Genomic DNA, 15457 nt, shown 5'->3' with positions numbered 1-15457 from the left:
GGTTAAATCAAGGGAGAGGTGAGAGTTTAATTTCTTGTGGAATACCAAAATAACTGGTGAAAGTGAGTTCGGTATTCTCACCAGAAATGCGATGTTTTACCTCACCGCTTTTATCCACAGACTGCCATTTTCCATTAACGGTGACATTAATTGTGACAGGTGTTGCGGCTTTCTGGCGTGTCATATTTAAATCTGGTGTAACGGCACTGACAGTAAGTATATTTCCTTGATGATGAGTCATCACAATTGCAGGTTTATCAACTTTGTTGATCCATTTATCTTTAATTGATGCCGATTGATAAAAGGCATATCCCGTCACATTGCTGAGTTTATCGTAAATAATATGAACATCTTTATCTTTACGAAGAACCTGATATAACCCATTATTTTCACGGAACTTCTCTGCCATCTCTCCCATTTTTTCAGGCGTTGCATCTAAAAAGACCATATACTCATAGCTGGAGTCTTTAGGTTGAAGGCTGTGATCAATCCACGCTGAACTGAAGTTTCCTTCCGTTGGTTGGCGATTTTTATTTTCAGCTGAGATCTGGTGTTGGCGGCTAATATTGACTTTTTCTGCTTGAGTAATGAGATAACCATTACCATTGCTATCAATTATCCAATCCCCTTGTTTTAGCGTAGTCTGATAAGGAAAACTTTCTATCTTTTGTCCATTAATCCAAATGGCGTTTAATTCAGCTGTAATCGCATGTTGGAATAGGGTGGTTTCAACATTTTTATTTTTATCGCTGCTATTAATATTGCTACCGACAAAAATTAAATGATTATCCGCCGCTAATACGGTTTTTTTCGCCGTAAAGTTAGGATCAAAACGCTCAAGATTAGCAGGGTAAATAAGATCAAATGCCATCATGCCATATTTACCATCAAGGGCAGATGTTCCACTAAATCCACGCTCTCCACGTTGCATTAATGTATGAGGTTTAGGGCTGTCTAACTCTTTAAGAGGAAGATGAATAGTGGTTGCTCCCGGCATTCTATTCCAATCCCAACCTTCTTGTTGATAGCCTTGTGAAAGCTGAGAGCCATGGCTGACTATCTGAGCAACACCATGGCTTTGATAACGACCATAGCGGTTATCTTTGTTATAAATTTCAGATGACCAAACATTGGTGTTATACGCTTTTAGTGTCACCATTTTATCTTGCCAGCGATGAATACCAAAAGCACCGCCATTAAAGGCATAGAAGCCTTGAGGTAAGGTCGCGGGTGCAATAGTTTCTCCAAAAATAGCACTCGACTCATTTTGAGTTTTATCGCTAATTGCAAGATAAATAGAAGCGAGCTTCTTATCTGGTGATGGTTTTGCAGACATCGCAAGCCAGTAGTAGCCTTGAGCAACCGATTTTAATGACGGTGAATTAAACGGGTGTCGCCCAGCTAAAGGTAATCCTACTTCTGGATTACTGTAGATCCATGCTGAAACCATGGCTTTTTTCAGGTTATTCCAACCATTTTCACCGACAGCAAAAGGTGTACCACGCAGTAAATAAATAAGCTGAGAGGCATTTTTAAAGGCTGGGAAAGAGTAACCTGGATAGTTACCTTCATGTCGCCACGCGGTACCATCAGGACGTAAACCATCTTTACCGCCTGGTGGTACTTGAGTTAATGCACCCGTAATGTAATGACTGAACGTATTAACTAAGTTGATGCGCTTTTGATCATCTGGCTCTAGCAGTAATAAAGCTAAGTGCTGACGGGATAAGGTGTTGAAATAGTCTAAATCTGAACTATCTGCTCCTACCTTCATATCAAAACTACTTTTAAACTCTCGTGAATACCACAGCAATGAATCATAAACTTGAGTTTGTAGATTGGCTTCTTTTAAGGCATCAGACATTAATAATGTAGATATATACCACCAACGAGAACTATATCCCCAGTGATGAGTTGTGACTAATGCACTCCCTTTAACAAAGCCTTGGTCTAATAAATGCTTTGTCATTAATAAGTACATCTGTTTTAACTGGGCTTTTTGTGTCGGATCTTTTTCAAGAACATAGGCACGGCTGATATTAAACATTAATGTCGTGTAATTACCTAAAATAACGTAATTATCAAAAAGCGACTTATCTTGAGAATTAAGGTTCTCTGGCTGATAAATAATAGTTTGTTTATCTGTGATCAGATGTCGCCCTTGTATTCCACCATCCGCTAAAATGCGAATATTGAGTGCATCAAAATCACTTTTTAATTTACTAATGTTTTCTTCTAGTGCGAGATTTGTCTCTTTTTCACCACCAACAAATTCATTAATCAGACGTTGGCGAATAAGATCAATCGCAGCTAAGTTTTCGGGCGTTACCGGCAATTGAGGTTGTACGTTATGAAACTGGATCTCAGGCTCTGATAAACGTGTTTTCACTTGATAATCAGACCATTGATAGCGAGCATCATCGATAGAAAACATAATACGATCGATATATATTTCACCTTGACCTACATTAGACGGGGCTTTAAATCGAATGCTATCAACATTCGCGCCTAACGCTCGACCAATACTGTCTTGAGCGCCATCAGAGGAAGTATTCATTGCATTTAAGGTCATTTCTCTATTTTCAAGATCGTTATTTAGAGAAAGCCCTACAGCACGCCAACCCGTAAAATTCAGTTTTACTTTAAAGCCTGCTTGCGCTTCGCTGGTGGCGTTGAGTTTTTCACCAAAATCAACAGTGAGATAGCCATCAATAGGTTTTTCATTATAAAGCCAAAATGATAAAACAGGTGTAGATGCACGTCCCCATGCTTTAGAGGCTTCTTTGTCTGTCGGAACAATCAGCTTTTTATGCAAAGTAAAGCTACTTCCACCTTTCCATTTCCACAAAAGGGATTGGCTTCCCATAATGCTACGCTTGTCAGATAACGTCAGTGTTGAGTTTTTATCTGTTGTGAAATCAGCTAACGGATTATTTTGGGCAAAATGATATATTTCAGATTGCATCAGATTATTAGGATCAAATGCAGGATTGTTTGTTGCAGCCATTGCATTATAAGGGGCTGATAGTAGCCCCAATGTCATGGCAAGTGCAGTAAAGCGAAATATCGGCATTATTTATTCTCCTTAGAAACGCTGGCTAACAGTAAAACCAATGCGTCCTTCATTGAATTTGTCATAACGCTGATATCCCATCGTTGTGCCTAAATTTAATGATTGAGTAATATCGAGATTGGCACCTAATTCTGCACTAATAATGTCACCACCAACGGTGTTTCCTTTAATATCAAAGGTACTTCCTCCAGTATTAAAATAAGTGAGGCTATGACGTTGATCAACATGATTATCGCCGGCTATATCTTTGATATAACGCAGATTAAGAGTAGGTGTTAATTTGCCATAAGCGGTCTGATAGGTATTCCAAAACGCCACTGAACCACCGAGTTGATTGACAGCATAGCGTTGACCATAAGTACGCATTGATAACGCTGAACCCGTTTCTTCCCATGAATCAATATTGAGCCATTGATATTGGTAAGTCAGCATCGGTTTTATATGGATGAAATCAAAATCAAAATAGCTTCCAGCATTAATCTGGTAGCCTAATTGCACGCCAGAATAATCACCTTTTGCTTTGGTATTTCCTTGCCATCCGGTATTACCACCGATATCTCGCTCGCTATCAACCGTGTAATAACCAATATTTAAATTACCGTTTAGGAATAATGTGTCACTATACCAACCGGTATAAGGCATAAATTCAAAATGGTTAATTTCTTTACTTGCGTTACGCTGTTTGGCATCTGCTTTGGCGTAGTTATAAGCAAAAGAAACACCGATAAGAGCATCTTGATTAATTTCGTAATCAGTACCTATTTGAATACCTGTACGGTAAGTGTTGTAACCGTTAATGCCACCTTGATTGCTTTGTGTACCGTAACCGTACAGTAGATTAGCCCAGCTATTCCAGCCAGCTTCTCTTTCCTCAATTGGTAATTGGTTGTCATAACGTAAATAGCGATGAGCAATATTATTGCGCATATCTTCAACCATAATTAACCCCGCTTGAATATCACTACCGTCAGCGATAGGGGCTAAATCATTCGATAATGCGGCAATATTATTATCGTCATTTCCAGCCGCAACTAATAGACTCAGTGCTTCATCTGAAACTTGACTACGCGTATTATTAAATTCATTTAATACGGTTGGGATAACAAAGTTTGCTGCTGCTAATCCATTTTCACTTACATTGCCGCGTTCAGCAGCGCTAATAAAATTATTTCCCCCTTCGTAGCTAATGCCATAACGTGCAACCAATTGATTACCACTAACGCCACCACTAATATTTGGCGGTGTGGTTTCTAACCATGAATCTGTTTTTTCTAATAAAGGAGAAACATCTGGTGCAATGGCATTAGCATCAGTAACGGTAATACCCGCTTCGTCTTTAATGTCTGAATTTGAAGAAATTAATACGATATCCTTGTTAATGATATTATCGACACTGGTTCCTTTAAAATCTAATTTGGCTTGGCTACCTTTTTTAAAGGTGACATCACCATCAACATGGAGAATAGCGTCATCAGTATTGGTATTATCATCGAGGCGGAAAATAAGCTGACTATTTTCCTTATTCAGGAAATTACCTTCCCAATGAATTGTTTTATCTTTTCCTTGGATGGTTAAATTGCCATGATTTTCAATTAATGGAACACCTGTGATTTGGTATCCATCAAATAAAGCATTTTGAGCGCCACCTTGATAAGCAAAGTTTATTTTAGTGTCAGCGTGACCATTTCCTAAAATATCACCGTGGATCTCGCCATTTACATCACTTCTAAATCCAGTTTGGAGCGTTCTAAAATCAATAGCCGCTGTTTTTCCTCGAATAATGGCGCCGTCTCTTACATAAACGCCAGTACCTCGTTTAGGAAAATCACCTTCAACTAAGATGGCTGTACCATTTTCACTGGTCACGTTAGCACCATTTAAGTTGATATTACTGCTAAAAGAGGCACCCTGATTTATTTTAATTGCACTGGCACTATCACCAGTAACAGTAATATTTTTTGTAATTGCTTGGGCTTTATATTCTGTTGATGAACCATTAAATACAACACCATCACCTTGGGCAACTGTGACATCTTTACTTATTTGAGCGTTATTACCATCATTAACATTAACGGTTTCACAGATATTTAAAGTGGGATCACATTCTGTTGCCCATGCTGAACCATAAATAGCTGATAAAATAGCAGCGCTCAAAAATAACAATTTTTTATTTTTCACAATATAACTCCATGAACAATTATATGATTTTAATTATTAGAATGTTGCTCGGAATGAAACTTTGAAATAATCCTGAGTTGATTTACTACCATCATTTTTATTTTCAACTCGCTCATTATAATATTCCGTCATGACTCGCCATTGAGGTGATATTTGATAAGCCATTTGTAGGGTATAACGGGTCATATCTTTTTCGATATAATCCCCTTTATTTGTTCTATCTTCTATTTTTCCAAAAATAGATTTACGCATTGATGGAGAAACAATTAATCCTATTGGGGTTGTCCAGTTTACATACATACGCAATTGTTGATTATGGTTTGTTTCTTTTGTGTCGTATTCTTCATGTCGTATTGCCTGCTTACCACCATCAAAATAAGCAACGGTTGTATTAATATTAGGAGTGATAAAATAACGTAGGCCTGGTTCAATTTCCCAGCCTAAGTAATCTGTATTTGTGACGCCATTACTACGTTTGTCTTCTTTCTTTTGTAAGCCAAATAAAACGCTACCCGTTAAAACCCAATCTTTGTTAATTGGAAATTGGTAATTGGTTTTTGATTCATAAAAATCAATAGTTAATCGACTTCCATTATCATAGTTAGTGAGATCTTGACGTACTTTTAAACCAGGTTGGATCCAACCATTATTTAATTTAAAACGATAGCTACCCTGTAAATCATAACGCTGATAACGGTTTTTATTGTCATGCTCACGTTGACGAAAACCAACATCGAAATACCAGTTAGACTTATCTGGATTAATATTAAAATCTACACGATAACCAGCATAGTTATTTGGTGTGTCGTAATCGGCTGTTTCCCAAGAAAACATAGCATTGACATTAGCTGCCTGAGAATGAAAAGAAGTTAAACCTAAGCCAAGAAGAGGTAAAAAAAGAGCAATACGAAGTTTGTTCATGGTATATATCCAATTCTTTATTCGCTTTTATTTGTGCCAATTTTTAGGTGTAGGACATCTTTCCCTTTATTTTATTAAAAGGATTTTTTATATCAGCGAATTGGGTTTATATATAGCGCCACAATATTATGGCGCAGATATTTTTATTATTTTTCTTTACATGTCGATATTGTTTTATTTAATTTATTGGTTGTAGCCGTAATAAATTCAGTGGCGCGCCAAGAATCTCCTGTTTTTTCCAACCAAGGGGTTAATTCTTCTTTAATTAATTTCTCAATTAAAGGCATATTATCTTTGGCAATATTTCTCATTTGATATGGATCGTTCACATTGTCATATAAAGTATATTTTAATGGTTGTCCATCTTGTCTATCTATCACCAAAGTATGAGTTTTGGTTCTGACACCTCGTTTACCGAATGAAGGTTCACCATAAGGAATAAAGAGGTAAAGCTGAGAGTTTGCTGTGTCACCTTTGCCAGTGATTACCCTATCTGCAAGATCAGTACCTTCTACAGAATCTGGGATCCATTCTGATAAACCAAGTAGCCCTAAGATAGTTGGGTAAATATCAGGTGCTGACATTAATGCATCGTCAGAGCCTGGTTTAATTTTACCCGGTAAACGAAACATCATAGGAACTCGCATAGATTCTTCATAAGGATTATTTTTTGTTGCTTGCCCATTTGCCCCTAAGCAACTGCCATGATCAGAGAAGAAAACGACAAGAGTATTATCTGCAAGACCTTGTTTTTCTAATTCATCTACGATGCGACCAAATTGTTCATCAACACCGTTGACCATTGCCATATATTCTTTGAAATATTGAGGTCCATAACCTTCTTGATATTCAGTATCCCATTGTACATTAGGGCGTGTATTTAGCTCTTTTGACGTTTTACCTTGATAAGCATCGAGGTACTTTTTCGGTACTTGATCATAAGGTGAATGAGGAGGGTTCATTGAAACCACTAATGCAAATGGTTTTGAATTATCTCTAAATTGATTGTTTTCATTTTTGAGGAACTTGATTGCCATATCAGCTTCGTGCTCAGGTCCCCATTGATCAATGTAAATAGGTTTATCTCGAGGGGTATCGTTTGCCCAATACATTGGTTTTAAATGTAAATCATAAGTGCCATAAGAATACCAAAAATCAAAACCATGGCGTCTATCTGGTGCCGCCCATTCATTCCAATAGCGACCTTCCATTGGATTGTTGTAACTTTCAATAAACGGTTCGTAAGGGGCGTCAAGGTGCCATTTACCAATATAGCCTGTGCTGTAATCGAGAGATTTTAAAACGTCTGACCAACATTTTGCATAAGGCGATAAGTCAATACCGACTTTGCCGCCATAGTCATGTGCATTTCCCGTGATCCCATTACGAACTGGGTATTGACCTGTCATAAACATGCCACGAAATGGAGAACAAAGAGGATAGTTGGAAGCCATCTGCGTCATTACTTTGGCTTGCTTCGCAAATTTATTCAAATTAGGTGTAATTGAAGGATCTTCCCCCATAAACTGTAATGCATGAGCGCGCATTTCATCTGGGAAAACAATTAATAGGTTAGGGGCATCCTCTGGACGCGATCGCGTGTTAGAAGTTGAACTCCCTGAATTAGCAATAACAGGGGTAGAAACAGTCATTGCTGCACCGCTGGCTGCGAGTCCTTTGATAAAAGTTCTGCGGGAAACAGTCATTGCTTCCTCCTATTTTACGTTTACTTTCGAATTGGTGTCTTTTATCTTATTTATACTTTTGTATAAGATCAAAAAGTAAGTTAACGAAAGATCAAGAATTGAAAGGGAGATCACAGAATGGTGTCAAATTGTAAGCAATTTGACAGCTAAAATAGGAGTTGGAATATTGTTAAGAATAGATTAACTTTTTATTGTTTTATGTATAGTATTGATTTGTATGTATATTGTTTGTTTTGTGATGGCGGTGGCAAAAATATCTAAAAGCCTCTATTTTTAGCTAGAAAGTCGGATAACAGAAAGTGTAAGTATTTTTCTTTCGTTTGTTTTCATTATCCTTTAACTATCCACCAAGATGTGCCATCAAACTCAAAATTTTTAACGACCTCCATGCCTAATTTTTGATGTGCTTTTAATGATCGAATATTTTCGCAATTAATAAATGCGATAGGGTGTCCACCATGTAAAGAACAGATCTTTTGGTAGAGATCTTTTAATAGTGACTTTCCTCGGTGCGATTTATCAATACAAACAGGACCGTAAAGCCAATTATCTTGTGTTATTTCAGGAAAGCGTTGATGAATAGCTTGAGCAATTGGAGGGATCGAAAAAGAGGTAACAGGAAAGCTAAAAACAACCGCGATAATATTTTCTTGGTAAAGTGCAACAATGGCGTTAGTACTATTTTGATACATCGCCTCAACTTTATTTAGAGGATATTCACCATGTAATCCACCTTGTTGAGATTCAGAATTTGCCTGTAATAATAGTGCTACTGCACTTATATCTTTAGCGGTCATTTTTTGAAATATATAATTCATTTTCTTATTCCTTTTTGCTCTAGTTTATAATCTTAGTATATAAAAAAGAATGTGTTTTACAAAAAAATATTAAAAATACTAAAGTTAAATTTATCAATTTTCTTTAGGTAATTTATTTCTATTTATTGCCAATTAAAATTATTTCTTATAAAGAAGCAGTAATATTAATCAAATTATTACTGCTTTAATTATAAAGTTATTTATTAATAATTTGATTCTAGAAAAGAGAATTGTTTACCAACCATAAGCTAATCCACCACCAATAATGATTTCTTTTTCACTATTAATGGATGAATTTAATCGAAATGCAATATCGTTATTGGGTTTATATTGAACACCTCCAGCAAATGCTGTGCCTGTTCGATAATTACTGATGCCAATTCCGCCACTTAAAGTGTGATGAGAAAGGTAAGGAATGCTTGTCATTGCAACTGATGAAGCTATGCCAGCAAATACTTTTTTTTCTAACGCGATAATTTCTTTATCTAAATTTGCAATTGAGTCTGTGATTTCGGACTGTCTTTTTTTATAATAATTATCAAAATCATTCATATTGGTTTTTAGATTATTGATATCTGTACTAAGGCTTCTCTTTAGCTGATTGATGGTATTATTTGTGACTATTTTACTTTTATCAACCAGCTTTTTAGCTTGAGCAAAGTTAACGGCATCAGTATTATTTTTTCCTTCACTAACATTAACTAATCTAGAAGTGTGTTTATTTTCAATATTACCAAATGATACTGTATTTTCTTCCGTTGCTAATGAATTAGTACCAATAGCAACTGAGTATGTATTTTTAGCTTGGCTATTTGTTCCTATTGCAATTGAACCGTTACCTGATGCATTACTTTGATCACCTAATGAAATACTAGGAATATTAACGATTATTGGATCTTCTTTATTTTCTTTTATTAAATTTGTATTTGAATAGGAGAAACTTGGAAATAAGAAAACAATTAAAAATAATTTTTTAAATAACATTTAATTTAATCCCTTAATGATCTTTAGTGGTGTAAATTAATGCTAAATGATTACTTTTCTTATCACAAATAAAATATTCTGTATTTACTCTTAAAAATAGTTTTAAATAAAATACTAAGCTATTTAATATTTTGTCACCGGTTATAAATTATTAAATAGTATCTAAATAATTATTTTATAAAAAACTGCATCTTACTTAAGATGCAGTTTAGGATAAAAAAGTGATTAATGTTTTTTTCTAAAAGCAAAAGCGACTGAGATTGCTTGTAGCAAACACATTGTTGAAGTTTGAGAACGAAAGGTTTTTATTTGAGCTTCTTTAACAGTTAAACAAACATCGCTTAAACTCGCTAATGGGCTAATTGGACTATCAGTAACAATAATCTGTTTTGCTTCTTTGTAAGTTGCCATTTCACACATTTTTTGCATTTCATCTGAATATGGATGGAAATGAATACCAAAAAGCACATCACGATGTGTGATATTTCTTAATTGCTCTTTGTACATTCCTCCTAGGCTGTTGACAAAAACAGTCTCACAAGGGATATGCGAGAGAGCATGAAAAAAGTAACTTGCAGCACTGAATGAGTGATGAAAGCCACAAATATAAATTGTGTCAGCGTGTTCGAGTAATTGTAATGTTTTATTTAACATTTCTCTGTGAGTCTGATTTGCCAATTGTTGCAATGAATGGCTATTTGCTTGTGCAAATTCTTGCAAAATATAGGCCGGCTCATTCAGATTAGGAGGCTCCTCTTTATATTTTTGTTTATAAGTTAAATTTTCATTTTCATTTACCATTTCATTCATCAAGTGATTTTGAAATAATTGTTTCATTTCATTGAAACCATTGAAATGAAATGCGTTGGCAAAACGAATTAATGTCGATGGAGGAACATTTGCTTTATCTGCAAGGATCGCAATTGTATCAAATGCCACACTGTTTTTATTATCAAGTAGATAATGTGCAACCTGCTGTAGCCTTTTACTTAATCCATTATAGCGGGAGCGAACTTGTTCCTGTAGTTCATTCAGATTTGTTGCAGTAGACATAGTGCCCTCAATAAAAATACTATTGTAATTGTAGTGTTTTTTGCGTGGCATTTGAATGTTTTTAGCTAATAGTAATTAAAATGAAATATAGAGTTAATTCCAAGTAAATGAATGACCTAAAGGTAATTATTCGATGTTTAAAACTCTATTTTATTTATTCTTTATTAATTTTATTATAACCTTGCGAAATTAATTTTCTTTATTTAAAGTTAAATGAAATTATTATTTCATTTGGCTAAGGTGATATTAATAATAATACTAAATTCATTTTGATTCTTTTATTTTATTTGACCTTAACTGACTTATATTGTTGAAAATTTAACTTAGATTGTTATTTTTAATTATCAATATTGTCTCTATTTGAAATGTTAAGTATTTTAATATCTTTGTGCGCGATGCTTGATATTTATAATACGATGCTTGTTTTATTTGTTAATGATAGTAATTTATCACTATCTTAATTAAAATTTATTTTTATTGGTTGAAATTTTTATATGCAAAACGATCACTCGTGGATTAATTTATTAATGCACTATTGTCATGATCATTACTCAGAAATGATGCCTGTTATATTTTTTGTTTGTATTATTGGAATTATTTTTGGTGTTGTTCGCGAAATGCGCTGGTTATCCGTTTTTTTTACGGTTCCTCTAATTATTATTGTATTTTGCTTAATCAGTTCTAATTTAGGATAAGTAAAGGATACAATTGTTTTTATAGTTAGACAATTGTTGTATTGATCTTATTTTGCTTATTATTTCCTTTTTTATGCTTTTTATTATGTATATAAACACCTGCCAATATACCTATCTTATTTTGACCTTATTTTGAAAAAAACTGATCCAACAATGTCATTGATTAGACAATCAACAGAGTGACTAATAAGAGCTTATGACTTATTGATTATTATTGATAATGATAAGCAAATTATTTGTTGAACTATGGGCTAACAATTTATTCTCAATACACTAAACTAGATAACATTATTTTAATGAATTAGAAACTATTGGGTTTTTATTATGCAATGGCGAAATAATGCGTCTCGCTATGGGCACTTGTCACTCCTTTTACACTGGGGGGTGGCGCTTACTGTCTATGGTATGTTTGCTTTAGGGCTGTGGATGGTGACGCTAGGGTATTATGATAGCTGGTATCATTCTGCACCTGAAATACATAAGAGTATTGGTATTCTTTTATTTATTATTTTGATAGTGCGTGTGATATGGCGTTGGATTTCTCCACCTCCTAAAGCTTTATCAAGTTACAGTAAACTGACACGTATTAGTGCTCATATTGCACATATGCTTTTATATTTAATCTTATTTTCTATTCTGATTAGTGGTTATTTAATTTCGACCGCTGATGGACAAGCTATATCTGTATTTGATTGGTTTTCTGTGCCTGCCATTTTTACAGGGGAAGCCGAACAAGCGGATTTAGCTGGTGATATTCATCTTTATTTAGCTTGGACAGTAGTTTTGTTATCGCTATTACATGCTGCTGGTGCTTTAAAACATCACTTTATTGATAAAGATGTCACGTTAAAACGCATGCTAGGAATGCGGACTAAATAATTAAACTTATAAAATGAAATTATGGAGATAACAATGTTTAAGAAAGCTTTATTAGGTTTAACAGCAGGTGCGTTGTTATTTAATGCAAGTACTGCTTTAGCAGCAGATTATGCTATTGATAAACAAGGTCAGCACGCATTTGTACAGTTTCGTATCCAACATTTAGGCTATAGCTGGTTATACGGCACTTTTAAAGATTTTGATGGTACATTTAGTTACGATAAAGAAGATCCATCAAAAGATAAAGTTGATGTCGTGATTAAAACAGGTAGCTTAGACACTAATCACGCAGAACGTGATAAGCATTTACGTAGCGCTGATTTCTTTAATGCAAGCAAATATCCTGAAGCTCGATTTGTCTCAACCCAAGTGACTCGTGATGGCGAAAACTATGTAGTTACAGGTGATTTAACATTAAATGGTGTGACTAAACCTGTTTCATTAAATGCAAAATTAATTGGTGAAGGTACTGATCCTTGGAAAGGTTACCGTGCTGGTTTTGAAGCAACAGGTAAAGTGAATCTGAAAGAGTTTAATTTTAAATCAGACTTAGGGCCAAAATCACAAGAAGCAGAGTTAATTATCTCTGTTGAAGGCGTAAAAAAAGCGTAATTAAATGCTTTTTATAAGGCAATAAAGCCTCTTATTACCTAGATGATTTATAAACCGATACCTTAGCGTATCGGTTTTTTTATGCACAATTATGCTGAATGATCCTATACTTAAACACTAATTCTATTTTTAATAGGGCTAATGTTTATTTGAGGCTTTATCGATTTTAAGTAAGAGAAAAGCAAGCTCATAATAAAGAAGCCATCCATTTATTTAACAGGAAAGAGTTAATAATGAAAAAACTACGTCATACTTTTTTGGGTACTCTACTTATAGCTGGCTTTTTTACAGTAGGTATTACAAGTGTTGATGCATGTACTCGGCTTGTTTATTTAGGCGACAATAAACAAATTATTACGGCTCGTTCAATGGACTGGAAATATGACATAGGAACAAATTTATGGATATTTCCACAAGGGATGCAACGTTCAGGAGAAGCTGGTGATAACTCGATAAAATGGACATCTAAATATGGAAGTGTGATTGCATCTGGTTATGATATTTCTACGACAGACGGTATGAATGAAAAAGGTTTAGTGGCTAATTTATTGTGGCTGGCAGAATCTGATTATCCCGCATATACCAAGGAAAAACCGGCGATTTCAATTTCTGCATGGGCGCAGTATGTGTTAGATAATTTTGCTTCAGTCGAAGAAGCTGTGAATGCATTAGACAGTGAGCCTTTTATTGTATTGACGGATAAAGTGCCCGGACAAGATAGAATGGCAACATTGCATCTTTCACTTTCAGATGCAACGGGAGATAGCGCCATTATTGAATATATAAATGGTAAGCAAGTGATTCATCACAGCAAAGAGTATCAAGTGATGACGAATTCGCCTATTTTTTCAGAACAATTAGCGCTGAATAGTTATTGGCAACAAATCGGCGGAACCGTGATGTTACCGGGGACGAATCGTGCTTCAGATCGTTTTGCCCGAGCTTCTTTTTATGTGAATGCCATTCCTAAAGCTCAATCAAGTCAAAAATCTCTCGCTAGCGTATTTGGCGTGATCAGAAATGTATCTGTACCTTATGGGTTAAGTACGGTGGAATCACCCGAAATTTCATCCACACGCTGGAGAACTGTAGCTGATCATAAAAACCAATTATATTTTTTCGAATCAGCATTATCGCCGAATACTTTTTGGGTTAATTTAAAGGAAATTGATTTTTCAAAAGAGAGTGGAAAAGTGATGACATTACCATTAGGTGAAGAGCAGTCGATAATCTATTCAGCTAATGCTACTAGTCATTTTAAACCTGCAGAACCTTTTAAATTTCAAGGATTAGATAATATTCCTTTAAATAACTAACTGAGTATTTACAATATCTAATATGAAATTATCCGCAATACTAAATGTGATAGAGACATCTAAAGTGACAAGAAAAATGATGTCTTTATTACTTATCTTAAATGGTATTTTTATCATTTACTCCATTTTGTTGTCCCGCGGTGTTTATCTGGATTGGGAAATTCATGGCTTTTCTGCATGGCTTAAATCATTGGGTGTATTAAAGCTCCTCGATATACCTAAAGTGATGTTAGCTTGTGCATTAATTTTGCTTTCAATATTTATGTATCTTGGCGCTAGAATTGCGTGGTGTGTCTCTTTGATTTTATTAGCCACCATTGTTTTTCTTGATATCGCTGTTTATCAGCAAATGGACTTTCAATCCTATTTTTCTTTTATTTTAGCTATTGGATTGTTGATCAGTTGGCGTGCATTTCCACATCATAGTTTAACTAGTGCTGGCTTTGTGGCTTTTATCTGTATCCTTTCTTTGCTGTTATTCTCAATGCTGGGAAGTCTGTATATTGGTGATGAATTTAAGCCACATATTACAACATTGATGGATGCATTCTATTTTTCTATTGTCTGCATGACGACACTAGGATTTGGCGATATTGTACCAATTAGCACGAATGCACGTATTTTTACTCTCACTGTTGTTATCTTGGGAATAACCGTTTTTACTACTTCCATTGTGTATGTCATGGGATTTCTTGCGCGCGGTACTCGCGATATTGTTAAGAAAAGGATCGCTAAAATGCATAATCATTTTATTATTATTGGTTCATCGGCATTAGCTTCTCAATTAGAAAAAGGATTAAGAGAACAAGGTAAAGCCGTTATTGCGATTTGTGCCGATAAAAGTAAAGCCTCTTATGATACGCAAGCCAATATTATTGAAGGTGATCCAACTAATCTTAAAACATTGCTATCTGCCAATATTGCGAAAGCGAGTTGGGTTGTGACTTTATCTGAAAGTGATGCAGAAAATACCTTTATTTTGCTGACTATCCAAGAATGCTCTGATGTTGATGCCAAGCTGATCACTATCATTAATCAAGATGAAAACAGAGATAAAATAAGTCGGTTACGTCCAGATATGTTGCTTTCTTTAGCATCGTTAGGCAAAGAAATTATGATGAAAGTTTTATGTGGTGAATCTATTTCCTCTTCAGATGTGACTGATTTGCTTTTAAACAAATATTTAAAATCATAGTTTTGATAAAACCTTCTTTACGAATGA

The 15457-nt window shown here is 34.9% G+C and carries 11 protein-coding genes; 4 read left to right on the top strand and 7 right to left on the bottom strand.

Annotation, left to right across the window (positions count from 1 at the left end):
• Positions 1 to 7: 7 nt before the first annotated feature.
• From BTA34_RS12090 to BTA34_RS12060, 7 genes are all read right to left on the bottom strand, one after another.
• On the bottom strand, positions 8 to 3073 hold the full coding sequence (locus BTA34_RS12090; RefSeq protein WP_151435793.1) for a chondroitinase family polysaccharide lyase: 3066 nt from the start codon (positions 3071 to 3073) through the stop codon (positions 8 to 10).
• Between the two features lie 12 nt (positions 3074 to 3085).
• A complete protein-coding gene (locus tag BTA34_RS12085) occupies positions 3086 to 5251 on the bottom strand; it encodes an autotransporter outer membrane beta-barrel domain-containing protein (RefSeq protein WP_151435792.1) in 2166 nt (721 codons plus the stop codon).
• Positions 5252 to 5287: 36 nt separating this feature from the next.
• The gene (locus BTA34_RS12080; protein ID WP_151435791.1) at positions 5288 to 6172 is read right to left on the bottom strand and encodes an OmpG porin family protein; all 885 of its coding nucleotides are present in this window, start codon (positions 6170 to 6172) and stop codon (positions 5288 to 5290) included.
• 146 nt (positions 6173 to 6318) lie between these two features.
• Positions 6319 to 7878, bottom strand: a complete 1560-nt coding sequence (locus tag BTA34_RS12075; RefSeq protein WP_151435790.1) for a sulfatase-like hydrolase/transferase — start codon at positions 7876 to 7878, stop codon at positions 6319 to 6321.
• Positions 7879 to 8207: 329 nt separating this feature from the next.
• Complete coding sequence (locus BTA34_RS12070; RefSeq protein ID WP_151435789.1) at positions 8208 to 8696, bottom strand: N-acetyltransferase; 489 nt, start codon at positions 8694 to 8696, stop codon at positions 8208 to 8210.
• 234 nt (positions 8697 to 8930) lie between these two features.
• Complete coding sequence (locus tag BTA34_RS12065; protein ID WP_151435788.1) at positions 8931 to 9680, bottom strand: YadA-like family protein; 750 nt, start codon at positions 9678 to 9680, stop codon at positions 8931 to 8933.
• Between the two features lie 225 nt (positions 9681 to 9905).
• On the bottom strand, positions 9906 to 10733 hold the full coding sequence (locus BTA34_RS12060; RefSeq protein WP_069367652.1) for a MurR/RpiR family transcriptional regulator: 828 nt from the start codon (positions 10731 to 10733) through the stop codon (positions 9906 to 9908).
• Between the two features lie 1019 nt (positions 10734 to 11752).
• On the opposite strand from BTA34_RS12060, the gene BTA34_RS12050 reads away from it, so the two are divergent.
• From BTA34_RS12050 to BTA34_RS12035, 4 genes are all read left to right on the top strand, one after another.
• Positions 11753 to 12307 (top strand): cytochrome b, encoded by a 555-nt coding sequence (locus tag BTA34_RS12050; protein ID WP_151435786.1) that lies wholly within the window; start codon positions 11753 to 11755, stop codon positions 12305 to 12307.
• Between the two features lie 33 nt (positions 12308 to 12340).
• Complete coding sequence (locus tag BTA34_RS12045) at positions 12341 to 12919, top strand: YceI family protein (RefSeq protein ID WP_088494888.1); 579 nt, start codon at positions 12341 to 12343, stop codon at positions 12917 to 12919.
• Between the two features lie 230 nt (positions 12920 to 13149).
• Positions 13150 to 14235 carry a linear amide C-N hydrolase gene (locus BTA34_RS12040; protein WP_151435785.1) on the top strand — a complete coding sequence of 362 codons (1086 nt, stop codon included), beginning with the start codon at positions 13150 to 13152 and terminating at the stop codon, positions 14233 to 14235.
• Between the two features lie 79 nt (positions 14236 to 14314).
• A complete protein-coding gene (locus BTA34_RS12035) occupies positions 14315 to 15430 on the top strand; it encodes an NAD-binding protein (protein WP_265576080.1) in 1116 nt (371 codons plus the stop codon).
• Positions 15431 to 15457 lie beyond the last annotated feature (27 nt).

The organism is Proteus sp. CD3 (genome assembly GCF_008808075.1).
Lineage (GTDB): Bacteria > Pseudomonadota > Gammaproteobacteria > Enterobacterales > Enterobacteriaceae > Proteus > Proteus appendicitidis.
The sequence above is the reverse complement of the archived record's forward strand: the minus strand, read 5'-3'. Positions and strand labels throughout refer to the sequence as shown.